This is a genomic window from Bacillus sp. AMCV2, assembly GCF_056033925.1.
The window spans coordinates 2638225-2660393 of sequence record NZ_JBVYIB010000002.1 but is presented as its reverse complement, the minus strand read 5'-3'; the positions used below and the strand labels follow the sequence as shown (position 1 = coordinate 2660393).

Below are 22169 nucleotides of genomic sequence, written 5' to 3'. Positions count from 1 at the left end.
GTGGCTGAACAACCAATACGCTATGAATTTATAAAAGAATGCAAACAAACAGGAGCGCGGCTGGGCAAAGTGCATACTCCTCACGGCTCCTTTGAAACGCCGGTTTTTATGCCGGTCGGCACACTGGCGACAGTCAAAACAATGTCGCCTGAAGAGCTGAAAGCAATGGATGCAGGCATCATTTTGAGCAACACTTATCATCTATGGCTTCGTCCGGGCCAAGACATTGTCAAAGAAGCGGGCGGGCTCCATAAATTTATGAACTGGGACCGCGCAATTTTAACAGATTCAGGCGGTTTTCAGGTCTTTTCTTTAAGCAAGTTTCGTAATATAGAGGAAGAGGGTGTCCATTTCCGCAATCATCTAAATGGAGACAAGCTGTTTTTATCTCCGGAAAAAGCGATGGAGATCCAAAACGCACTCGGCTCTGATATTATGATGGCGTTTGACGAATGCCCGCCATACCCGGCGGAGTACGACTACATGAAGAGGTCAGTTGAACGGACAAGCCGTTGGGCGGAACGCTGCCTGAATGCCCACAATCGTCAGGATGAACAAGGGCTGTTTGGTATTGTACAAGGCGGAGAATATGAAGATCTGCGGACACAAAGTGCGAAGGACTTGATTTCCCTTGATTTTCCGGGATATGCTATAGGCGGATTGTCTGTAGGTGAACCGAAGGATGTCATGAACCGTGTACTCGAATTTACAACACCGCTCTTGCCGAAGGATAAACCGAGATATCTGATGGGAGTAGGTTCTCCGGACGCACTGATCGACGGAGCGATCCGAGGGGTCGACATGTTTGACTGTGTGCTGCCTACACGGATTGCAAGAAACGGCACAGTGTTTACTGCTGAAGGACGACTCAATATGAAAAATGCGAAATTTGAAAGAGACTTCCGTCCGATTGATGAAGAGTGTGATTGCTATACATGTAAAAACTACACTCGCGCGTACATTAGGCACTTGATTCGCTGCAATGAAACATTCGGCCTTCGATTAACAACTTACCATAACCTTCATTTTCTGTTACACTTAATGGAGCAGGTAAGACAGGCTATTCGCGAGGATCGTCTAGGTGATTTCAGAGAAGAGTTCTTTGAGCGTTACGGCTATAACAAGCCAAATGCGAAAAGCTTCTAAATAAAACATAACAGGCTTACAGAAAGGGGTGAAAATGATGACTGGCACTTTAGGTACATTGGTTCCTATTATTTTAATGTTTGCGGTCCTTTACTTCTTGCTGATTCGTCCTCAGCAAAAGCAGCAAAAGGCTGTACGCCAAATGCAGGAGGAACTGAAAAAAGGCGATTCAGTAGTGACAATCGGGGGATTGCACGGTACTGTTGACTCTATCGACGAAAGCAAAGTCGTAATTAAGACTGGTGATAACACACGTCTTACGTTCGACCGCCGCGCGATCAGAGAAGTTTCTGCTGCTGAATAACAGCAGGAGCTATACATAGCAAACAAAAAAGAGCGGGCGAGTGAGCCCGCTCTTTTTTATGTGGAAGACCTGTTTCCCCTCATGTTCACGCCGAAAACCCCGCCCAGCATGCACACCCCTAAAAATCCCAGATGGAAGATCAGCTGTTCTGCTGTAAATGTCTTTCCGAATCCTAAATACTGAAACAATAAGATAATCAGAGAAAAACTTAAGGCAGTCAATGCTCCAATCATCCAGCCTCTTTCCTTGCCTTTCCCGCCTGAAATGAACCCGCCGATAAATAAAGAGAGAAATGAGATAGCTGTGATCAGCCAGTTAAATGATGATTCTTCCAGCGAGGTTGCGGTCAATAAAAGTGAAACCGCCAAACTTGTCAGGAGCATGGCTGAAAATATGGCGATTAAGCCGTAAAGAATGCCTTTTCCAACTTGTTTCGTTTCCTCCATGATTGTCTCCTCTCTGCCTGTATTAAAAGGCTTCTGTTCTTTTTGTTCAAAACCGTCAGACATGCTGATGGCTCGTCTTTGTAAAAATGTATTCCCTTATCCCATGAATTAGACGTAAAAGCTTTGTGAAATGCAATCGGTTTTTCTTACATAAATTGATCATTTTGTTGCATCCTATAATGAGTTGGAGGTGCATAATGGAAGAGCTTCTCACTATTGCGTTTCGCACAGTCGTATTGTATTTTGTGATATTGGTCATTTTTCGTTTCATGGGCAAACGGGAGATCGGAGAGCTTAGTATTTTAGATCTCGTTGTCTTTATCATGATGGCTGAAATTGCCGTTTTAGCCATAGAAAACGTAGACGATCATCTATTTCATACCATTTTGCCAATGCTTGTATTAATGATCATTCAAGTGACTTTGGCATACTTTTCTTTAAAAAACCGAAAAGTCCGCCAGCTTCTTGACGGTAAGCCGACCATAATTATCAAATATGGAAAAATTGACGAAGACGCCATGAAATCACAGCGTTATAATTTTGATGATTTAATGGTTCAGCTCAGAGAAAATAGCGTCGACAGAGTAGCTGACGTATCATTTGCTATTTTAGAGCCGTCGGGCAAACTGACTATTGTAAAGAAAGAAAATAGCGGAGAGCATCGGCAGCTCGAATTGCCGCTCATTATAGACGGCTTCATTCAAACAGAAAACCTGTCCAGAATCAGTAAAGATAGAAAATGGCTGCTTGAAAGTTTGCAAAAACACGGATACACAAACCCTTCAGATATTTCATTTTGCTCGTTTACAGACGGAGAATTATTTATTGACGAAAAAGATGGGCACCGCACGTGACCATTATCGGACGATCAGACGTCCGATAATGGGAATGCGGCGAAGCTCATCTTTTTTAATTAAACGGAAAACGAGCAGGAGGATCATATAAATGGCGGCGCTCGCCGCAATCCATCCGGCTAGATTGACAGCCTCAGATGCTCCAAAGCTTATATATTGTTTGATGGCGGAGCTGATGAATCCGCAAATTACAATAACAGCGAAGCTGAGCGCGTACTCCTTGATTTTGATACTGATCGGCAGCACTTTGCTTACGGTTGCTGCGTGCAATAGCGTGACGAGCACCATGCCTGTCACAATGGCTAATGCCGCGCCCATAATGCCAAGAGAAGGCCTTGTGGCAAGGACAAAAATAAGGCCTGTTTTGACAAGCGCTCCGATTAAGCTGTTCATCATCGCAGCTCCTGCCAAATTAAGCGCCTGCAGCACAGCTTGAAGCGGGCCTTGGAAATAATAAAGCAGAAAAAACGGGGCCATTACTTTTATAAATACAGCTGCGCCTGAGGAACCGTACATCACTCTCATCAGCTCATCCGCAAATACAAATAAAATAACAACTGAAATGCCTCCGCTGAGCAGACAGAGACGCATCGCCTGTTCCAAGCGGTATTCCACCACCTGCAATTTTTTCTGCTCCATTCCTTCACTGATCGCAGGAACAAGGGCGGTCGACAAAGAATATGTAATAAAGCTGGGCAGAGTCAGCAGCGTCATGGCAAAGCCGGTCAGTTCCCCGTATTGCTTTGTTGCGGCAACTGTTGCCACACCGGCGATGGCAAGGCTTTGAGCGACGACGATTGGCTCGAAAAACCAAGAGAGGTTTCCGATAAAGCGGCTCCCGGTTGTTGGAAGGGACACGCTCATTAATTGGGTAAAGGTTTGTTTTCCGTTTTTAATTGACTGGAAAAAATGCTTTCTGATTTTAATTGTCTTTTTATACTTAAAGCAAACGAATAAATAAAGAAGTGATGCCAGCTCCCCTGCCACTGAGGATAGCATTGCCCCCGCTGCAGCATATTCAATTCCGTAAGGGAGAAAAATCGTTGTGCAGACAGCCACGAGTGAAATGCGGACAACCTGTTCAAGGACTTGTGACATAGCAAGCGGGTTCATATTTTGTTTTCCTTGAAAGTATCCCCTCAGCACACTCGATATAGCAATAATCGGCACAACCGGCGTAATGGCCAAGAGCGGATACAGTGTTCGCTTATCTGTCAGCATCGTTTCAGCCATAACCGGGGCGAAAAACAGAAACAGCGGTGTAAAGATGAGGCTGAGCACTCCCGTAATGGTCAGAGACATGACTAAAATATTTTTCGTTTTTTGATGATCTCCGCGCGCACTAGCTTCAGCGACTAGCTTGCTGATCGCGACCGGCAGACCGAATTGAGTTAATGTAGTGGCCAAGAAGAAGGTGGGCGCTGCCATCATGTAAAGCCCGACTCCTTCTTCACCGATAAAACGGGCGATAACCACCCGGTTGACAAACCCGAGCATTCTTGTAACCATTCCTGCTGCGATAAGGATAAGAGTGCCCTTTAAAAACGTCTGTTTCGCCATTTTTACCCCCTGCCTTCTCAAACTACCTGGAATCATATACAATAAAGATATGCGTATATGTCGTCCAAGCATGACAAGTCTTCTTGAAAAACAATAAAAAAGGAGCGTGGAATTCGTGGAGAAGCATCCAGCCGATCTATATAAAGACCACGTCAGGCCGTTTCTTTACAGCAAACTGGAAGAGTTTAAGATTCTCGGGTATGATGATGTTGAACTCGAAAGTTTGTGGTCATACTTAACAGATAAGAAGTGGAAAAAGAAAACGGAACTGAACATTTATGAACTGGCGAGTGATATTTTATCAGTGAAAATTGGCGAATTTATGAACTATGCAACCGTTGAGTCATTTAAAACGTCTAATTGGCTGGGCAGTGAAGAGGGCCAGGAAGCATTGGAAGAACTGCTGAGATAGCAGGTTGATTCGCACAGGTTTAAGGGAGGATATACATAATGAAAAAAGGACGCTTGATTGCGTTTTTCCTTTTCGTTCTATTGATCGGCACGGGCTTGGGCTACTTTACGAAGCCTGCTGCTAACAATATTACGTTAGGATTGGATTTGCAAGGCGGATTTGAGGTGCTGTATGATGTACAGCCTGTAAAAAAAGGTGACAAAATCACAAAAGACGTTCTGGTCAGCACTGTAGAGGCATTGAACCGCCGGGCCAATGTTCTTGGTGTCAGCGAACCGAACATCCAAATTGAAGGGAATAACCGGATTCGCGTTCAGCTCGCTGGTGTGACAAACCAAAACAGAGCGCGTGAAATTCTGGCGACTGAAGCGCAGCTTTCTTTCAGAGATGCAAATGATAAGGAACTGTTAAACGGTGCTGATCTAGTCGAAAACGGCGCTAAACAAACTTATGATAGCACAACAAATGAGCCAATTGTCACGATTAAGCTGAAAGACGCTGATAAATTTGGAGAAGTGACCAAAAAGGTCATGAAAATGGCGCCAAACAACCAGCTTGTCATTTGGCTGGATTATGATAAAGGTGATTCCTTTAAGAAAGAAGTTCAAAAAGAGCATCCTAAATTTGTATCCGCTCCAAATGTAAGTCAGGAGCTAAATACAACTGATGTAAAAATTGAAGGTCATTTCACAGCTCAAGAAGCGAAAGATTTAGCCAGCATTTTAAACGCAGGCGCACTTCCTGTAAAACTGACTGAAAAATATTCAACATCAGTAGGCGCACAATTCGGCCAGCAGGCTCTCCATGATACAGTATTTGCCGGTATTGTCGGTATCGCAATTATTTTCTTATTTATGCTTTTCTATTACCGTCTGCCGGGATTAATCGCGGTGATAACACTATCGGTTTATGTATACATTACGCTCCAGATTTTTGACTGGATGAATGCTGTACTTACACTTCCGGGAATTGCCGCTCTCATTTTAGGTGTCGGGATGGCTGTTGACGCCAACATTATCACCTATGAGCGGATTAAAGAAGAGCTCAAGCTAGGAAAGTCAGTCCGCTCTGCCTTCCGTTCAGGAAACAGACGGTCATTTGCGACGATTTTTGACGCGAATATTACAACCATTATCGCAGCGGTTGTGCTCTTTATCTTTGGGACAAGCTCTGTTAAAGGGTTTGCGACAATGCTGATCCTATCGATTTTGACAAGCTTTATCACTGCCGTTTTCTTATCGAGATTTCTCCTCGCTCTCCTTGTGGAAAGCAGATGGCTTGATCGGAAAAAAGGCTGGTTTGGTGTCAATAAGAAACATATCATGGATATTCAGGATACAGATGAAAATACAGAGCCGCATACGCCATTCCAAAAATGGGATTTCACGAGCAAACGCAAATACTTCTTTATTTTCTCCAGTGCAGTCACGGTTGCCGGGATTATTATCCTGCTTGTGTTCAGGCTGAATCTTGGCATTGACTTTGCAAGCGGCGCACGGATTGAAGTACAAAGCGACTATAAGCTGACGACAGAGCAAGTCGAAAAGGATTTTGAATCTCTGGGTATGGACCCTGATACTGTAGTTCTGTCAGGCGAAAAGAGCAATATGGGTGTTGCCCGTTTTGTCGGGGTGCCAGATAAAGAAACCATTGCAAAAGTAAAAACGTATTTTAAAGACAAATACGGATCTGATCCAAATGTCAGTACAGTTTCACCGACAGTCGGTAAGGAGCTGGCAAGAAATGCGCTGTACGCAGTTGCTATAGCTTCTATTGGCATCATTATTTACGTTTCAATCCGATTCGAATACAAAATGGCGATTGCCGCCATCGCCTCATTGCTATATGACGCATTCTTTATCGTCACGTTCTTCAGTATTACAAGGCTTGAGGTAGATGTTACGTTCATCGCGGCCATCTTGACGATAATCGGGTATTCCATTAACGATACAATCGTTACATTTGACAGGGTCCGCGAGCATATGAAAAAGCGCAAGCCGAAAACATTTGCCGATCTGAACCATATTGTAAACCTGAGCCTGCAGCAAACCTTTACACGTTCAATTAACACTGTATTAACTGTTGTGATTGTTGTTGTGACATTGCTGATCTTTGGAGCATCTTCTATTACTAACTTCTCAATTGCTTTATTGGTCGGGCTGTTAACAGGCGTTTATTCTTCTCTATACATTGCCGCACAAATTTGGCTTGCATGGAAAGGAAGAGAACTGAAAAAAGATTCGGCGCAATAAAAAATATCAGGCTGTCCTCTGCAGGGCAGCCTGTTTTTTGAAGTTTCATTGAACTTAAAATAGACATTTGCTATAATGACATACGCTTACATTTAAACATATATATGGTGTTAAAAGTGTTTATGACTGGTTTTCAGATATGTAGGAGGGTTTATATATGAGGGTTCGCGAATCAGAGCTGCCGGGCATAGGACAAAAAGTTGAAATGATTACTAGAAACCGTGATAAAATTTCAATTATCATTCATCATGACGGACGGAGAGAGCTTTACTATTTTGACGAAAACGACCATGAGGAATGTGTTACCTCCGTGCAGTTTGATGACGCTGAAGCAAGGCAAATGTCTGCAATTCTTGGCGGAATGGCCTATAAACCGAAAGCATTAGAACAGGTGGAGTCAGCCCTTGATGATTTGATTATAGAGTGGTGTAAAGCAGAGGCGGGAGCGCCTGCTATTCATCAGACGATTGGTGAGTTGAATGTGGGTCAGGAATATCATGTGACGGTCATTGCAATTATTAAGAAGAATCAGGATAAACAACTGAATCCGAGCTCTGAAACAGTCATTGACGAAGGCGATACACTTGTGATTTCCGGTGAGGGAACCGGACTGAAGAGGCTGATCCGGGAAAAATTAACAGCAAAGGGGGCTTAACCTAGTGTTAAGCCATGTTTAAAACCAGTCTTGATGGGGAAAGTTACCTCAATAAGAAGTTTGGGGGAAAAGAGAATGAATAAACAATGGACCATTATTTTCGCACTTATTTTCACCTTAATTGTCGCTATTTTCGCAGTCATTAATGTTCGATCCGTAGAAGTTGATTACCTGTTTGGAAGATCAGAATGGCCGCTCATTCTTGTTATTTTGGGCTCAGTTTTAATGGGAGCGCTGATCGTATTTTCTGTCGGCATTTTTCAGGTAATGAAATTGAAGCGGGAAATAAAAACCTTGCGGAAAGAAAATAGAACTGCAATACATAAACAAGAGGATACTCATCTTGCTGATCAGACTGACACACAGGATGCATCAGCCATGATTGAGAAAAAAGACTAGTTTTCGAATATTATTTGAAACCCCTCAGCCTGCTCTAGTATAATAGGGTGGTTGAGGGGTGAATTTATGTTAGCGTCAAAAATGCGATGGGAAATCCAGCGACCAGATCAGGATAAGGTCAAATCACTCACAGAACAATTGCATATAACACCTCTTGTTGCGTCCCTGCTTGTAAAAAGAGGCTTTGATACGGCAGAAAGCGCTAGGCTGTTTTTACATACAAAGGATGCCGATTTTTATGATCCTTTTGAAATGAAAGGCATGAAAGAAGCGGCAGATCGAATAAAACAGGCGATTTCACAACAAGAAAAGATTATGATATATGGCGATTATGACGCCGATGGGGTTACAAGTACGTCAGTGATGCTTCACACGCTGCAAAAACTGTCGGCTCAAGTTGATTTTTATATACCTGACCGTTTTAAAGAAGGATATGGACCTAATGAACAGGCGTTTCGTTCGATTAAAGAACGGGGCTTCTCTTTGATCATTACGGTTGATACAGGAATTGCCGCTGTGCATGAAGCGAAGGTGGCAAAGGAACTCGGACTGGATGTCATCATTACCGATCATCATGAACCGGGACCGGAGCTTCCGGATGTCCATGCGATCGTCCACCCGAAGCAGCCTGGCTGCACTTACCCGTTTAAGGAGCTTGCCGGGGTTGGAGTCGCGTTTAAGCTTGCCCACGCTTTATTGGGTGAACTTCCTGATGAACTGCTTGACCTGGCGGCTATCGGCACCATTGCCGATCTAGTCCCGCTGCATGACGAAAACAGATTAATTGCAACACTAGGACTTGAAAGGCTTCGACGGACAAATCGGCTCGGCTTAAAAGAGCTGATTAAGCTGTCAGGCGGAGACATCGGAGAAGCGAACGAAGAAACTGTCGGATTTCAGCTCGCACCAAGGCTGAATGCCGTCGGAAGAATCGAACAGGCGGATCCCGCTGTTCATTTGCTTATGTCAGAGGATTCGTTTGAAGCGGAAGAGCTTGCCGCAGAAATTGACCAGCTGAACAAAGAGCGCCAAAAAATGGTCAGCAAAATGACGGATGAAGCGATTGAAATGGTTGAACAGCAAGGGCTCGATCAAACTGCAATTGTCGTGGCCAAAGCCGGATGGAACCCGGGAGTCGTCGGGATTGTGGCTTCAAAGCTTGTGGACCGTTTCTACCGACCGGCCATTGTTCTTGGCATTGATGAAGAAAAGGGAATCGCTAAAGGTTCGGCCCGAAGCATCAGAGGATTTAATTTATTTGAGAGCCTTTCTGAATGCAGAGATATTCTTCCTCATTTCGGCGGCCATCCAATGGCTGCGGGGATGACGCTGAAAGCCGAAGATGTGCCGGATTTGCGAAGCAGGCTGAATGAAATAGCGGACAATACGCTTACGGAAGAGGATTTTATTCCCGTACAGGAAGTCGACCTTGTCTGCGGCGTCGAAGACATTACAGTTGAAAGCATCGCAGAAATGAACATGCTGTCTCCTTTTGGCATGCTGAACCCGAAACCGCACGTTCTCGTAGAAAACGCAGTACTGGAAGATGTCCGCAAGATAGGGGCAAATAAAACTCATGTCAAAATGACGATCAGAAACGAGTCGTCCCAGCTTGATTGCGTTGGTTTTAATAAAGGCGAGCTTGAAGAAGGCATCGTACCGGGTTCAAGAATTTCCATTGTCGGTGAGATGTCAATCAACGAATGGAACAATCGAAAAAAGCCGCAGCTTATGATAAAGGATGCCGCTGTTTCTGAATGGCAGCTGTTTGATTTAAGGGGAAAACGGACGTGGGAAGACACAGTTTCCGCCCTTCCATCTGCTAAACGGGCAATTGTCTCTTTCAAAGAAGACTCAACAACATTACTTCAAACTGAAGACCTTCGCCGAGAAGTGCACGTCATCAGTTCTAAAGATCAAGCAAAGGCGTTTGACCTCGATGGTGCATATATTGTATTACTGGATCCGCCGCCTTCGCTGGACATGCTCGCACGTTTGCTGGAGGGCAAAGCGCCTGAGCGGATATATTTTATTTTTCTTAATCATGAGGACCACTTCTTATCAACTTTTCCCGCAAGAGACCACTTTAAATGGTATTATGCGTTCTTGCTGAAAAGAGGCGCTTTTGACGTGAAAAAACACGGTTCAGAGCTTGCAAAACATAAAGGATGGTCCGTTGAAACAATCAATTTCATGACAAAGGTGTTTTTTGATCTCGGTTTTGTTAAAATAGAGAATGGTGTGCTGTCTGTTGTGAGCGGAGCAAAGAAACGCGACTTAACAGACTCACAAACATATCAGGCGAAACAGCAGCTGATGGAACTGGATCAAAAGCTGAATTATTCTTCTGCTGAAGAGCTGAAGGAATGGCTGAATAAGCTGATGAAACAAGATTCAGAGGCTTATGAAAGTACGAGGAGGACATAAAACAGATGGATTTAAAACAATACGTAACAATTGTACCGGATTACCCGAAAGAGGGCGTGCAATTTAAAGATATTACGACACTGATGGATAAAGGCGATGTATACCGCTATGCCACAGATCAAATTGTTGAATATGCGAAAGAAAAGCAAATTGATTTGGTTGTTGGTCCTGAAGCACGCGGCTTTATTATCGGCTGTCCCGTTGCTTACGCGCTTGGCGTAGGTTTTGCGCCGGTCCGCAAAGAAGGCAAGTTGCCTCGTGAAGTAATCAAAGTGGATTATGGCTTGGAATACGGAAAAGACGTATTAACGATCCACAAAGATGCGATTAAGCCTGGTCAGCGTGTGCTTATTACAGATGACCTGCTTGCGACAGGCGGCACAATTGAAGCGACAATCAAACTTGTTGAAGAACTTGGCGGCGTTGTTGCTGGTATCGCTTTCTTAATCGAGCTTTCTTACCTTGACGGCAGAAACAAGCTGGAAAATTACGACATCTTAACATTGATGAAATACTAAGGATAACCGCATAACGAAAAAGCACTCCATGTCAGGGTGCTTTTTTCCTATTGTTTTGCATTTATTTTATATAATATTTGGCTATTTGAACTTCTGCTCTTTACATCTTTCGTTTTTTTCTTGATAATAAACTACAATACAGTTTACATTTTAAAAAAGGTGATTCCATGGCGAACGAACAAGTATTGACTGCCGAGCAAGTTATAGATAAAGCGCGCAGCTATCTATCTGATGAGCATATCGCATTTGTCGAAAAAGCATATCTGTACGCTGAAGATGCTCATCGCGAGCAATACCGCAAATCGGGCGAGCCATATATTATTCATCCGATTCAGGTTGCGGGGATTCTCGTTGATCTTGAAATGGACCCTTCCACAATCGCGGGCGGATTTTTGCACGATGTCGTGGAAGATACAGATGTGACGCTCGATGACCTGAAAGAAGCATTTTCCGAAGAAGTGGCAATGCTTGTAGACGGCGTAACGAAACTCGGCAAAATTAAATATAAATCTCAAGAGGAACAGCAGGCGGAAAATCATCGCAAAATGTTTGTCGCTATGGCTCAAGATATCAGGGTCATATTGATCAAGCTGGCGGATCGTCTTCACAATATGCGGACACTGAAACATCTGCCTCAGGAAAAACAGCGGAGAATCTCCAATGAAACGCTGGAAATTTTTGCTCCTTTGGCGCATCGTCTCGGGATTTCAAAAATTAAGTGGGAATTGGAAGATACGGCGCTCCGTTATTTGAACCCTCAGCAATATTACAGAATTGTCAACCTCATGAAGAAGAAACGTGCGGAACGTGAGCTTTATGTCGATGAGGTTGTCAATGAAGTGAAGAAACGTGTCGAAGAAGTAAATATCAAGGCTGACTTCTCGGGACGCCCGAAACATATTTACAGCATTTATCGAAAAATGGTGCTGCAAAATAAGCAATTCAATGAAATTTACGATTTGCTGGCTGTCCGTATTCTTGTGAATAGCATAAAGGACTGCTACGCGGTGCTTGGCATCATTCACACATGCTGGAAACCGATGCCCGGCAGATTCAAAGATTATATCGCAATGCCGAAGCCGAATATGTATCAATCGCTTCATACAACGGTTATTGGGCCTAAAGGCGATCCGCTTGAAGTGCAGATCCGCACCTTTGAAATGCATGAAATAGCGGAATACGGGGTTGCGGCTCACTGGGCTTATAAAGAAGGGAAAGCAGCCACTGAAGGTGCAACCTTTGAGAAAAAGCTTTCTTGGTTCCGTGAAATTTTAGAATTTCAAAATGAATCGACAGATGCAGAAGAATTTATGGAATCGCTCAAAATTGATTTGTTCTCTGATATGGTGTATGTCTTTACGCCAAAAGGAGATGTGATCGAGCTTCCGTCCGGTTCTGTTCCGATTGATTTTTCTTACCGGATTCACTCTGAAATCGGCAATAAAACAATCGGTGCCAAAGTAAACGGAAAAATGGTTACGCTTGACCATAAGCTTCGGACAGGTGATATCGTTGAAATTCTCACCTCTAAGCATTCCTACGGCCCGAGCCAGGATTGGGTGAAGCTTGCCCAAACATCCCAAGCGAAGCATAAGATCCGTCAATTCTTTAAGAAACAGCGGCGTGAAGAAAATGTCGAAAAAGGCCGTGAACTGGTCGAAAAAGAAATTAAAAACCTGGATTTTGAATTGAAGGATGTTTTAACGCCGGAGAATATTCAAAAGGTTGCTGACAAATTTAATTTCTCAAATGAAGAGGATATGTACGCGGCGGTCGGTTACAACGGCATCACAGCTCTGCAGGTGGCGAACCGCCTAACAGAAAAAGAGAGAAAGCAGCGCGATCAGGAAGAACAGGAAAAGATCGTTCAGGAAGTCACTGGGGAACCTAAGCCATACCCGCAAGGAAGAAAACGGGAAGCTGGCGTTCGTGTCAAGGGCATCGACAACCTCCTTGTCCGTTTATCAAAATGCTGCAATCCTGTGCCAGGTGATGATATTGTCGGCTTTATCACAAAAGGCAGAGGGGTTTCGGTCCATCGCGAAGACTGTCCGAATGTCAAAACGAATGAAGCCCAAGAGCGGCTGATCCCGGTAGAGTGGGAGCATGAGTCACAGGTTCAAAAGCGCAAGGAATACAATGTTGAGATAGAGATTCTTGGGTATGACCGCCGCGGATTGCTGAACGAGGTACTCCAGGCAGTGAATGAAACGAAAACCAATATTTCATCTGTCTCTGGCAAATCGGATCGCAATAAAGTGGCAACCATCCATATGGCGATTTTTATCCAGAATATCAATCACTTGCACAAAGTCGTCGAGCGTATTAAACAGATTAGAGATATCTACTCTGTGCGCCGCGTCATGAACTAAAGGGGTTAGAAAATGAGATTAGTTGTTCAGCGAGTAACAGAAGCAAGCGTTACAGTGGACGAAGAGGTCGTCGGCCAAATTGGACAAGGCCTCATGGTGCTGGTCGGCATCACTCATGATGATACAGAAGATGATGCAGCTTATTTAGCCGATAAAGTTGTCAATCTCCGTATTTTCGATGACAGTGAAGGAAAAATGAATCTGTCTCTTGTAGATATAGGAGGAGAGATTTTATCCGTCTCACAGTTTACGCTTTATGGAGATACGAAAAAAGGGCGCCGGCCGAACTACATGAACGCGGCCAAACCTGATAAAGCTTTAGGTCTTTATGAAAAATGGAATGACCTGCTTCGTGAAAAAGGAATCAAAGTGGAGACCGGAACGTTTGGAGCAATGATGGATGTACAGCTTACAAACTCCGGACCGGTCACGCTCATTATGGATTCAAAATAAAAAAAGCTGCCAAAAGGCAGCTTTTTTTATTGGAAGTATTTCTCTAATCCGCTTTCGATCCCATCTGTTACTTTTTCTTGGTATGAATTGCTATGTACAATGGCTTCTTCCTGCGGATGGCTTACATATCCCAGCTCGTACAGCATAGCGGGCTGTCTGTTTTCCCGGAGCACATAATAATCTCCGAATAATACGCCGCGGTCTGGAATGGAAGAACGCTTCACTACTTCTGAGTGGACATCTGATGCGAGTTCCTGATCTTTGGCAGGACTGTAGTAATATGCAGTACTGCCTCTTGTAGAGGTATCCGCATAGCTGTCATAATGAATGCTGATAAAGGCGTCAGCGTTGCGGTAGTGAGACGTAGAGACCCGTGACTGCAGGCTGACAAAGGTATCATCCTGGCGTGTCACATATACATCCGCTCCAGCCGATCTAAGTTTGCTGGCGAGCAGTTTTGCCGTTTTGATCGTCAGGTTTTTCTCGAATTTCCCCGAATACCCGATCGTTCCGCTGTCTTTTCCTCCATGTCCCGGGTCAACAATAATCGTTTTATTGTTTAGAGAGCCGTTTCCAGACGGGGGATCAGAGACTGGCGGTTCACCTGCTTCTTCTGCGCTTTTAGACGTTTGGACCACCCAATTGGCTACATAAGCAGTCTGCCCGTTATCAAGCTTTATTTCATACCAGCTTCCCTTTGAACCGGTAATGGTGTATGAATCTCCTTTGGCAGCACGCTCAACGATCGAAGCTGATGTTGACGCATCACTTCTTAGATTCGTTCCTCCGTACATGATATAGGCTTTTTTAGCGGAGGATGAACTGCCGGCATTTGCTGAATCATCAGCTGGAACAGAACTAGTCAAAAGGTAATGGCTCGCAACCCAGCCTTTTAGCCCGTTCACCTCAATGTGAGCCCAGCCATTTTTCTCGTTGAGAACCGTCAGTTTCGTTCCGCGATCAAGTTTTGTTATAATTGCCGCGTCATGTGAGGCGGAGGCCCTTACATTTAGCGAAGAAACACCGACTGTGCCCGTCGTTGACGCACCGGAATCCTCGGTTTGGTCACTCTCATCAGACGCTGAACTGCTGCCTCCTGACGTGACATATTCAGATGATACCCATCCGGTGGCACTGTGATAGGATATCTTGATCCAGCCCGAATCTTTATCAATGACAGATGCTTGGCTGCCTTGCGGGAATTTGCCGATGACTTCGTAGGAAGTGCCCGGACCGCTTCTCATCCGCAGATCGGGGTCTGTTGATGTCACAGTGCCACTGCTTCCTGAGGAGCTTGTGTTGGCCTGGTCTTCCTTTGTAATAAGCCAGGAGACTACCCAGCCCTTTTCTCCGGAACCAAGCTGTATCTGCACCCAGTCTCCATCTTCCTTTAAAATCGGATAGCGTTCTCCCTTTTTTACTTCCGCTGTAATGCCGTAGCTAAGCCCAGGGCCGCTTCTGACGTTCATTTCATCTGTTGCGATGACCGCTTCTCCTTGAGCAGCTGTAACGGATGAAAAGGTCGGGAATAGCGCTGCGGTGCAAATAATACATACAATAAGGACAAAGTATTTCTTGTTCATTGTGTCCTCCTTTCTGATGATCATTAAAAAAGCATTCTTGTTTAATATCGTAAAGTCCTTTCTGATTTTTAAATAAAAATAAAATGATTTGTTTATACTAAGCGTAAATACAATCAAAAAGGTGTGCAAATCATGAAATATCATCCAAAAATGGGACGTGCATTTCACGACGGTGAAGCGAATCTGCATTACAGCGATCACGCAGATCCCGATACGACTGGTTATCTTACGGAAACAGCATCTGAATTTGGTCTTATGTCCAAAGAAGCAGCGCTGAGGAAAAACAACCGGAATAAAGCTTGACAGAGAACCCTAATCCCATTATTATAATAGAAATTGAGTACATAGCAAATGATGAAAGATTTGAACCAATAATGGAGAAGAGTAGGTCAGATTGCATGATTAGAGAGGAACCCGCCCCAGGCTGAAAGCGGATCCCATTGCGTCTTTCTCGAAACAACACTCCGGAGGTTTCCTGCTGAACGCGTGAATAACGCCATTAGGCAGTGAACGTGAACCTGCGTTAAAGGATCGAGCGGGAATATGAACGTATTCCAACTAGGGTGGCACCACGGGTATAACTCTCGTCCCTACTATCATGTATAGTAGGGGCGGGAGTTTTTTTCATTTTCATCATAAACGATCATTGGATATTTTATAAGGAATACATAAGGAGGTCTACCTATGGGATATAACATTCCGAGAGGAACACAGGATATTCTGCCTGGAGAATCAGATCGCTGGCAGTATGTTGAACAAATTATGAGAGACACTTGCCGCACTTATCAATATAAAGAAATCCGCACACCGATTTTTGAGCATACAGAACTGTTTGCCAGAGGCGTCGGAGAATCAACGGATATCGTACAAAAAGAAATGTATACCTTTGAGGACCGCAAAGGCAGAAGCCTGACGCTTCGTCCGGAGGGAACAGCTGCTGCGGTTCGCGCTTTTAATGAAAACAAGCTGTTCGCAAATCCTGTACAGCCGACAAAGCTTTATTATGTCGGGCCGATGTTCCGTTATGAACGTCCTCAGACGGGCCGTTACCGCCAGTTTTATCAGTTTGGAATTGAAGCGATTGGTTCGAAAGACCCTGCAATCGACGCTGAAGTAATGGCGCTTGCGATGAGTATTTATCAAAAAGCGGGTCTGCAAAACGTTAAGCTTGTCATAAACAGTCTTGGCGATCAAGATAGCCGCAAAAGCTACAGAGAAGCGCTCGTGAAACATTTTGAGCCTCGCATCGAAGAATTTTGTTCAGACTGCCAGTCACGGCTGCACACGAACCCGCTTAGAATCTTGGACTGCAAAAAAGACCGAGATCATGAGCTGATGAAATCAGCGCCTTCAATTTTGACGTATTTAAACGATGAATCGGCCGCTTATTTTGAAAAAGTGAAACAATACTTAAATGATCTGGGCATTTCGTATGAAATCGATCCGAACCTTGTGAGAGGGCTGGATTATTACAACCACACCGCATTTGAAATTATGAGCAATGCGGAGGGCTTCGGCGCGATTACGACACTTGCCGGCGGCGGACGCTACGACGGACTTGTCGAACAGATCGGCGGACCTGAAGCACCGGGCATCGGATTTGCGATGAGCATCGAACGCTTGCTTGCCGCAATTGATGCTGAAAAACGAGAGCTGCCTGTTGATAAGGGAATCGACTGCTATATCGTCACACTCGGCGAAAAAGCAAAGGATTATTCTGTTTCATTGGTGTACAAACTGAGAGAAGCAGGCATTTCCAGTGAAATCGATTATGAAAATAAGAAAATGAAAGGCCAGTTTAAAACAGCTGATCGCTTAAATGCCAGATTTATTGCGATTTTGGGTGAAGATGAGCTTGCCCAAAACAAAATCAATGTAAAGGATGCACAGACGGGCGAACAGATTGAAGTGGCACTTGATGAATTTATACATGTGATGAAGGCAAACCAAAAGGGATAAGGAGTGAAACGCATTGTTTGGAAGAACATATTATTGCGGTGATATAACTGAAAAAGCAATTGGCGAATCTGTAACGCTGAAAGGCTGGGTCCAAAAAAGACGAGACCTCGGCGGATTGATTTTTATTGACTTGCGTGACCGTACGGGCATTGTTCAAGTCGTTTTTAACCCTGATGTGTCAAAAGAAGCGCTTGCTATTGCGGAAGGCATCAGAAATGAATACGTGCTTGATATTCAAGGAAAAGTGGTGGCGCGTGAAGAGGGAACAGTTAATCCGAATTTGAAAACAGGCGCGATCGAAATACATGCTGATGGAGTGAACGTATTAAATGCTGCAAAGACACCTCCATTTGCGATTTCTGATCAAGCAGAAGAAGTGTCAGAGGACGTTCGTTTAAAACACCGTTACTTAGATTTGCGCAGACCGGCTATGTTCCAGACGATGCAGCTGCGCCATAACGTGACGAAAGCTGTTCGCAGCTTTTTAGATGAAAATGGGTTTCTTGATATTGAAACGCCGATTTTAACAGGAAGCACGCCTGAAGGCGCACGTGACTACTTGGTGCCAAGCCGTGTGCACGAAGGTGAGTTCTACGCGCTGCCGCAGTCCCCGCAGCTATTTAAACAGCTTCTGATGGTATCAGGCATTGAACGATATTATCAAATTGCCCGCTGTTTCCGCGATGAAGACTTGCGTGCGGACCGTCAGCCTGAGTTTACGCAAATTGATATTGAAATGTCCTTTATGAGCCAGGAAGACATTATGTCATTGGCTGAGGAGATGATGGCAAAGGTTATGCGTGAAACAAAAGGTGAGGAACTTAAGCTTCCTCTTCCTCGAATGACGTATGACGAAGCAATGAACAAGTACGGTTCTGATAAACCGGATACGCGTTTTGACATGCTTTTGACGGATGTGTCTGACATTGTAAAGGATACGGAATTTAAAGTGTTCTCATCAGCTGTAGCAAACGGCGGCGTGGTTAAAGCCATCAACGTAAAAGGCGGTGCCGGCGATTACTCCAGAAAAGACATCGACGCTCTTGGCGCTTTTGCTGCAAACTACGGGGCAAAAGGGCTTGCCTGGGTGAAGGTTGAGGCAGACGGAGTGAAAGGCCCGATCGCTAAATTCTTTGATGAAGAAAAGCAGTCTAAGCTGATTGAAGCACTTGATGCTGCTGAAGGTGATTTGCTGCTGTTCGGAGCGGATCAATTCGAAGTTGTGGCCGCATCACTCGGCGCCCTGCGCTTAAAGCTTGGGAAAGAACGCGGGCTGATTGACGAAAAATTGTTCAATTTCTTATGGGTCATCGACTGGCCGCTATTAGAGCATGATCCGGAAGAAGGCCGTTTTTACGCAGCGCACCATCCGTTCACAATGCCTATCCGGGAAGACCTTGAGCTGATTGAAACAGCGCCTGAAGACATGAAAGCACAAGCTTATGACCTCGTCTTAAACGGCTATGAGCTTGGCGGCGGTTCAATTCGTATTTTTGAAAAGGATATTCAGGAAAAAATGTTTGCGCTTCTCGGCTTCTCACCAGAAGAAGCGGCTGAACAGTTCGGATTCCTGCTGGAAGCATTTGAATACGGCGCTCCTCCGCACGGCGGAATCGCACTCGGTTTAGACCGTCTCGTTATGCTTCTCGCTGGACGTACGAACCTGAGAGATACGATTGCATTCCCGAAAACGGCAAGTGCAAGCTGCCTGATGACAGAAGCGCCGGGAGAAGTAAGTGACGCCCAGCTTGACGAGCTTCATCTTTCTATCAAGAAAAAAGTTAAGAACTGATTGGGCAGTTCGATTCTTGAAAATCAAAATCGTCTGTGATATGATTTTGACAAGTTAAATAAAGTCCTGATGTGTTAGTTGTACACCTAGTTTTGACCGAACATTTTTTTGACTTGGAAGCCCGCATTTTTAAATGGCGTACATGCCTCTTTTCATTCGGTAAAGAGGACTTACAAGATTTAAAAGAGGGCACCCACCTGCTGAGAGCGGGTTCAAAACAAAGGAAAGCTGCAACGGCACTATTGGGACTTTATTTTTTGTGCGCAGAAAAAACGGCTGCTCATGGATCAGCCATTTTATAGATGAAACCAGAATACGAATGTGGAGTGAGGTTCTTGTTACACCAGTTTTCACGCAATGAATTAGCTATCGGAAAAGAAGGCCTTGAAACGCTGAAAAACAGCACAGTTGCTGTGCTTGGAGTCGGGGGAGTCGGGTCGTTCGCGGCGGAAGCTCTCGCGCGGTCAGGCGTCGGCCGCATTCTGCTTGTCGACAAAGATGATGTCGACATTACAAATGTAAACCGTCAGCTTCACGCGCTGCTTTCAACTGTCGGACAGCCGAAAGTTGATTTAATGAAGGCGCGGATCGCAGACATTAACCCAGAGTGTGAAGTGATCGCGTTAAAAATGTTCTATACGGAGGAAACGTATGAGCAGTTTTTTGATTATGATCTTGACTATGTCATTGATGCGTCAGACACCATTTATTATAAAATTCATTTAATGAAAGAATGTCTGAAACGGGATATTCCGCTCATCTCCAGCATGGGTGCAGCAAATAAAACGGATCCGACACGCTTCCAAATCGCTGATATCTCAAAAACGCACACTGATCCAATTGCGAAGGTCGTTCGTACGAAATTACGCAAAGAGGGGATCAAAAAAGGTGTTCAAGTGATTTTCTCTGATGAAAGCCCGATTGTCATTCGAGAAGATGTCAGAAAAGAAGTGGGAAATGACGAAGCGAAAATCCGTAAAGCAAAAATGCCACCTTCCTCTAATGCTTTTGTGCCGTCAGTTGCAGGTTTGATTATGGGCGGACATGTTGTCATGGATCTTTTGAAAGACATTGAAATCAAACGTGTGAAGGATAAATAATGCATAAAAACAGCCTTGATGATCAAGGCTGTTTTTGTTTTATTTTCTTTTCATTAATTTATCGTACACCTGCTTTAAGGCGGATTCGAATTTTCCTGTCTGTTTCGGCTTATAGTATTGCTTATTTTTCAGAGGATCAGGGAGGTATTGTTGTTCGACCCAACCGTTGTCGTAATTGTGCGGGTATTTATAGTCGATTCCCCTTCCTAATTCCTGAGCTCCTTTATAATGCGCGTCTTTTAAATGCTTCGGTACATCCCCGATTTTTCCGGCTCTAATATCAGCCAGAGCCTCATCGATTGCCAGAATGGCTGAGTTTGATTTCGGTGAGAGGCAGAGTTCGATGACTGCGTTGGCCAGCGGGATTCGCGCTTCAGGAAACCCGACTCGCTCAGCGGTCTGAATAGCGTTCAGCACTCTAGGGCCGGCTTGCGGGCTTGCTAAACCGATATCTTCATAGGCGATAACAAGCAATCGTCTTGCGATGCTCTCCAGATCACCGGCTTCAATTAATCTAGCCAAATAGTGGAGAGCAGCGTTGGCATCAGAGCCACGTATCGATTTTTGAAAAGCGGACAGTACATCATAATGCGCGTCACCATCTTTATCGTGAGAAAAGCTTTTTTTCTGCAAGCATTCTTCCGCGGTTTCTAATGTAATGTGAATTTCACCGTCTGCTGACTCCTTCGTTGACAACACGGCAAGCTCAAGCGCATTTAAAGCGGAGCGGACATCTCCTCCGCATCCGTGGGCGAAATGCTCCATCGCCTGATCATCAATGGATACAGAATAGGTGCCAAGGCCCCGATGTTCATCATGGAGCGCACGTTCCAGTGCCTGTTTAATCAGATCGGGTGTTAACGGCTCAAGCTCAAAAATCTGGGTCCGGCTTCTGATCGCCGGATTAATGGCATGATACGGGTTAGCTGTGGTTGCTCCGATCAAAATGATCATCCCGTTTTCCAAATAGGGTAATAGAAAATCCTGTTTTCCTTTATCCAGCCTGTGGACTTCATCCAGAATCAAAATCACTTGGCCGGACATCTTGGCTTCCTGGGCTACAATTTCCATATCTTTTTTATTGTTAATGACAGCATTCAGCTTTCGAAAAGCAATACTTGTTGAACCGGCGATTGCTGTTGCGATTGATGTTTTTCCAATTCCGGGCGGCCCGTACAAAATCATGGATGACAAATGTTTTGCCTGGACCATTCTGCCAATAATTTTATCTTCAGCCACCAGATGCTGCTGGCCGATAATATCCTCTATTTTTGTCGGACGCATCCGATATGCCAATGGCTTCATCTATCATCTCTCCTTACTTAATTACAGGGTAACGGAAAACCGTACATTAGAAAAGGGGAAAGGCCCTTTTCCTTCTGCCTCAATGAAAATTCGCTGAAGGTATGTTATAATAACAGTTGGTCTATAAGATAATAAACGGACGAAACATATAGAAATTACCATTATAAATGTGGAAAATCATGAAATAACAGAGGTGTTCATGTTGAAAATATCAACTAAGGGAAGATACGGGCTCACCATTATGATCGAGCTTGCAAAAAAGCACGGTGAAGGCCCGACTTCATTAAAAAGCATCGCACAGACGAATAATTTGTCCGAGCATTATTTGGAGCAGCTGGTATCGCCGCTCAGAAATGCCGGTTTAGTGAAAAGCATCAGAGGCGCATATGGCGGATATGTATTAGGCAGTGAGCCGGATGCCATTACCGCGGGAGATATTATCCGTGTGCTTGAGGGGCCGATCAGCCCTGTTGAAGTGCTGGAAGATGAGGAGCCTGCCAAGCGTGAGCTCTGGATTCGCATCCGGGATGCTGTAAAAGAGGTTTTAGACAGTACGACATTAGAGGATCTTGCCAGCTATACAGACGGAGAGCAAGAAGCTTATATGTTCTATATTTAGATCAGAGGTGGAA

At 44.6% G+C, this 22169-nt stretch carries 20 protein-coding genes, 1 other RNA gene and 1 other annotated feature; of the genes, 17 read left to right on the top strand and 4 right to left on the bottom strand.

What is annotated here, in order from left to right; all coding sequences use genetic code 11:
* Together tgt and yajC are read left to right on the top strand one after the other, a co-directional pair.
* Nucleotides 1-1146: a tRNA guanosine(34) transglycosylase Tgt gene (gene tgt / locus AC0OMA_RS13855; protein ID WP_003229725.1), complete on the top strand. Its 1146-nt coding sequence runs from the start codon at nucleotides 1-3 to the stop codon at nucleotides 1144-1146.
* A 37-nt stretch (nucleotides 1147-1183) separates the two neighbouring features.
* Nucleotides 1184-1450 carry a preprotein translocase subunit YajC gene (yajC, locus tag AC0OMA_RS13850; RefSeq protein ID WP_004398708.1) on the top strand — a complete coding sequence of 89 codons (267 nt, stop codon included), beginning with the start codon at nucleotides 1184-1186 and terminating at the stop codon, nucleotides 1448-1450.
* A gap of 56 nt (nucleotides 1451-1506) precedes the next feature.
* Here the strand turns inward: yajC and AC0OMA_RS13845 are convergent, their stop codons facing one another.
* A complete protein-coding gene (locus tag AC0OMA_RS13845; protein WP_063335585.1) occupies nucleotides 1507-1896 on the bottom strand; it encodes a TIGR04086 family membrane protein in 390 nt (129 codons plus the stop codon).
* Nucleotides 1897-2093: 197 nt separating this feature from the next.
* Here AC0OMA_RS13845 and AC0OMA_RS13840 point away from each other — a divergent pair, with 197 nt between their 5' ends.
* Complete coding sequence (locus tag AC0OMA_RS13840) at nucleotides 2094-2750, top strand: DUF421 domain-containing protein (protein ID WP_322839732.1); 657 nt, start codon at nucleotides 2094-2096, stop codon at nucleotides 2748-2750.
* A gap of 3 nt (nucleotides 2751-2753) precedes the next feature.
* Here AC0OMA_RS13840 and spoVB read toward each other — a convergent pair whose 3' ends face one another.
* On the bottom strand, nucleotides 2754-4310 hold the full coding sequence (spoVB, locus tag AC0OMA_RS13835; protein WP_003229733.1) for a stage V sporulation protein B: 1557 nt from the start codon (nucleotides 4308-4310) through the stop codon (nucleotides 2754-2756).
* Between the two features lie 115 nt (nucleotides 4311-4425).
* Between spoVB and comN the strand changes: the two genes are divergently transcribed.
* The 8 genes from comN to dtd all read left to right on the top strand — a co-directional run bounded on the left by comN (nucleotide 4426) and on the right by dtd (nucleotide 13798).
* Nucleotides 4426-4722: a post-transcriptional regulator ComN gene (gene comN, locus AC0OMA_RS13830; protein ID WP_003229735.1), complete on the top strand. Its 297-nt coding sequence runs from the start codon at nucleotides 4426-4428 to the stop codon at nucleotides 4720-4722.
* A gap of 38 nt (nucleotides 4723-4760) precedes the next feature.
* Entirely contained in the window at nucleotides 4761-6974 is a 2214-nt protein-coding gene (secDF, locus tag AC0OMA_RS13825) for a protein translocase subunit SecDF (RefSeq protein WP_322839731.1), read from the top strand.
* Between the two features lie 157 nt (nucleotides 6975-7131).
* On the top strand, nucleotides 7132-7629 hold the full coding sequence (locus AC0OMA_RS13820) for a cation:proton antiporter regulatory subunit (RefSeq protein WP_474222179.1): 498 nt from the start codon (nucleotides 7132-7134) through the stop codon (nucleotides 7627-7629).
* A 75-nt stretch (nucleotides 7630-7704) separates the two neighbouring features.
* Nucleotides 7705-8028 carry a LapA family protein gene (locus AC0OMA_RS13815; protein WP_003229740.1) on the top strand — a complete coding sequence of 108 codons (324 nt, stop codon included), beginning with the start codon at nucleotides 7705-7707 and terminating at the stop codon, nucleotides 8026-8028.
* Nucleotides 8029-8094: 66 nt separating this feature from the next.
* Nucleotides 8095-10455, top strand: a complete 2361-nt coding sequence (gene recJ, locus AC0OMA_RS13810; protein ID WP_181217296.1) for a single-stranded-DNA-specific exonuclease RecJ — start codon at nucleotides 8095-8097, stop codon at nucleotides 10453-10455.
* A 5-nt stretch (nucleotides 10456-10460) separates the two neighbouring features.
* Nucleotides 10461-10973: an adenine phosphoribosyltransferase gene (locus tag AC0OMA_RS13805; RefSeq protein ID WP_015384246.1), complete on the top strand. Its 513-nt coding sequence runs from the start codon at nucleotides 10461-10463 to the stop codon at nucleotides 10971-10973.
* 167 nt (nucleotides 10974-11140) lie between these two features.
* Nucleotides 11141-13345 (top strand): GTP diphosphokinase, encoded by a 2205-nt coding sequence (gene relA / locus AC0OMA_RS13800; protein ID WP_015483507.1) that lies wholly within the window; start codon nucleotides 11141-11143, stop codon nucleotides 13343-13345.
* 12 nt (nucleotides 13346-13357) lie between these two features.
* A complete protein-coding gene (dtd, locus tag AC0OMA_RS13795; RefSeq protein ID WP_004398689.1) occupies nucleotides 13358-13798 on the top strand; it encodes a D-aminoacyl-tRNA deacylase in 441 nt (146 codons plus the stop codon).
* Between the two features lie 26 nt (nucleotides 13799-13824).
* Here the strand turns inward: dtd and AC0OMA_RS13790 are convergent, their stop codons facing one another.
* Complete coding sequence (locus tag AC0OMA_RS13790) at nucleotides 13825-15381, bottom strand: SH3 domain-containing protein (RefSeq protein WP_474222178.1); 1557 nt, start codon at nucleotides 15379-15381, stop codon at nucleotides 13825-13827.
* 132 nt (nucleotides 15382-15513) lie between these two features.
* Between AC0OMA_RS13790 and AC0OMA_RS13785 the strand changes: the two genes are divergently transcribed.
* The 5 genes from AC0OMA_RS13785 (at nucleotide 15514) to AC0OMA_RS13765 (ending at nucleotide 20232) form a co-directional block, all read left to right on the top strand.
* A complete protein-coding gene (locus AC0OMA_RS13785) occupies nucleotides 15514-15684 on the top strand; it encodes a YrzK family protein (RefSeq protein WP_004399157.1) in 171 nt (56 codons plus the stop codon).
* 59 nt (nucleotides 15685-15743) lie between these two features.
* Nucleotides 15744-15976 (top strand) — a binding site (T-box leader).
* 89 nt (nucleotides 15977-16065) lie between these two features.
* Complete coding sequence (gene hisS / locus AC0OMA_RS13780) at nucleotides 16066-17340, top strand: histidine--tRNA ligase (RefSeq protein WP_047182959.1); 1275 nt, start codon at nucleotides 16066-16068, stop codon at nucleotides 17338-17340.
* A gap of 13 nt (nucleotides 17341-17353) precedes the next feature.
* Entirely contained in the window at nucleotides 17354-19132 is a 1779-nt protein-coding gene (gene aspS, locus AC0OMA_RS13775) for an aspartate--tRNA ligase (protein WP_474222177.1), read from the top strand.
* Between the two features lie 60 nt (nucleotides 19133-19192).
* Nucleotides 19193-19385: non-coding RNA, 6S RNA (ssrS, locus tag AC0OMA_RS13770), on the top strand.
* Nucleotides 19386-19467: 82 nt separating this feature from the next.
* Nucleotides 19468-20232, top strand: a complete 765-nt coding sequence (locus AC0OMA_RS13765) for a tRNA threonylcarbamoyladenosine dehydratase (RefSeq protein WP_015384240.1) — start codon at nucleotides 19468-19470, stop codon at nucleotides 20230-20232.
* A gap of 39 nt (nucleotides 20233-20271) precedes the next feature.
* Here the strand turns inward: AC0OMA_RS13765 and AC0OMA_RS13760 are convergent, their stop codons facing one another.
* Nucleotides 20272-21537, bottom strand: a complete 1266-nt coding sequence (locus AC0OMA_RS13760; RefSeq protein ID WP_015714437.1) for a replication-associated recombination protein A — start codon at nucleotides 21535-21537, stop codon at nucleotides 20272-20274.
* Nucleotides 21538-21739: 202 nt separating this feature from the next.
* Between AC0OMA_RS13760 and cymR the strand changes: the two genes are divergently transcribed.
* Nucleotides 21740-22156: a cysteine metabolism transcriptional regulator CymR gene (gene cymR, locus AC0OMA_RS13755; RefSeq protein WP_003225879.1), complete on the top strand. Its 417-nt coding sequence runs from the start codon at nucleotides 21740-21742 to the stop codon at nucleotides 22154-22156.
* Nucleotides 22157-22169 lie beyond the last annotated feature (13 nt).

Excerpts from the sequence above, each read along its gene's own strand:
- yajC (WP_004398708.1), top strand. The coding sequence starts at position 1,184 with ATGACTGGCACTTTAGGTACATTGGTTCCTATTATTTTAATGTTTGCG.
- AC0OMA_RS13845 (WP_063335585.1), bottom strand. The coding sequence starts at position 1,896 with ATGGAGGAAACGAAACAAGTTGGAAAAGGCATTCTTTACGGCTTAATC.
- AC0OMA_RS13840 (WP_322839732.1), top strand. The coding sequence starts at position 2,094 with ATGGAAGAGCTTCTCACTATTGCGTTTCGCACAGTCGTATTGTATTTT.
- spoVB (WP_003229733.1), bottom strand. The coding sequence starts at position 4,310 with ATGGCGAAACAGACGTTTTTAAAGGGCACTCTTATCCTTATCGCAGCA.
- secDF (WP_322839731.1), top strand. The coding sequence starts at position 4,761 with ATGAAAAAAGGACGCTTGATTGCGTTTTTCCTTTTCGTTCTATTGATC.
- AC0OMA_RS13820 (WP_474222179.1), top strand. The coding sequence starts at position 7,132 with ATGAGGGTTCGCGAATCAGAGCTGCCGGGCATAGGACAAAAAGTTGAA.
- AC0OMA_RS13815 (WP_003229740.1), top strand. The coding sequence starts at position 7,705 with ATGAATAAACAATGGACCATTATTTTCGCACTTATTTTCACCTTAATT.
- recJ (WP_181217296.1), top strand. The coding sequence starts at position 8,095 with ATGTTAGCGTCAAAAATGCGATGGGAAATCCAGCGACCAGATCAGGAT.
- AC0OMA_RS13805 (WP_015384246.1), top strand. The coding sequence starts at position 10,461 with ATGGATTTAAAACAATACGTAACAATTGTACCGGATTACCCGAAAGAG.
- relA (WP_015483507.1), top strand. The coding sequence starts at position 11,141 with ATGGCGAACGAACAAGTATTGACTGCCGAGCAAGTTATAGATAAAGCG.
- dtd (WP_004398689.1), top strand. The coding sequence starts at position 13,358 with ATGAGATTAGTTGTTCAGCGAGTAACAGAAGCAAGCGTTACAGTGGAC.
- AC0OMA_RS13790 (WP_474222178.1), bottom strand. The coding sequence starts at position 15,381 with ATGAACAAGAAATACTTTGTCCTTATTGTATGTATTATTTGCACCGCA.
- AC0OMA_RS13785 (WP_004399157.1), top strand. The coding sequence starts at position 15,514 with ATGAAATATCATCCAAAAATGGGACGTGCATTTCACGACGGTGAAGCG.
- hisS (WP_047182959.1), top strand. The coding sequence starts at position 16,066 with ATGGGATATAACATTCCGAGAGGAACACAGGATATTCTGCCTGGAGAA.
- AC0OMA_RS13760 (WP_015714437.1), bottom strand. The coding sequence starts at position 21,537 with ATGAAGCCATTGGCATATCGGATGCGTCCGACAAAAATAGAGGATATT.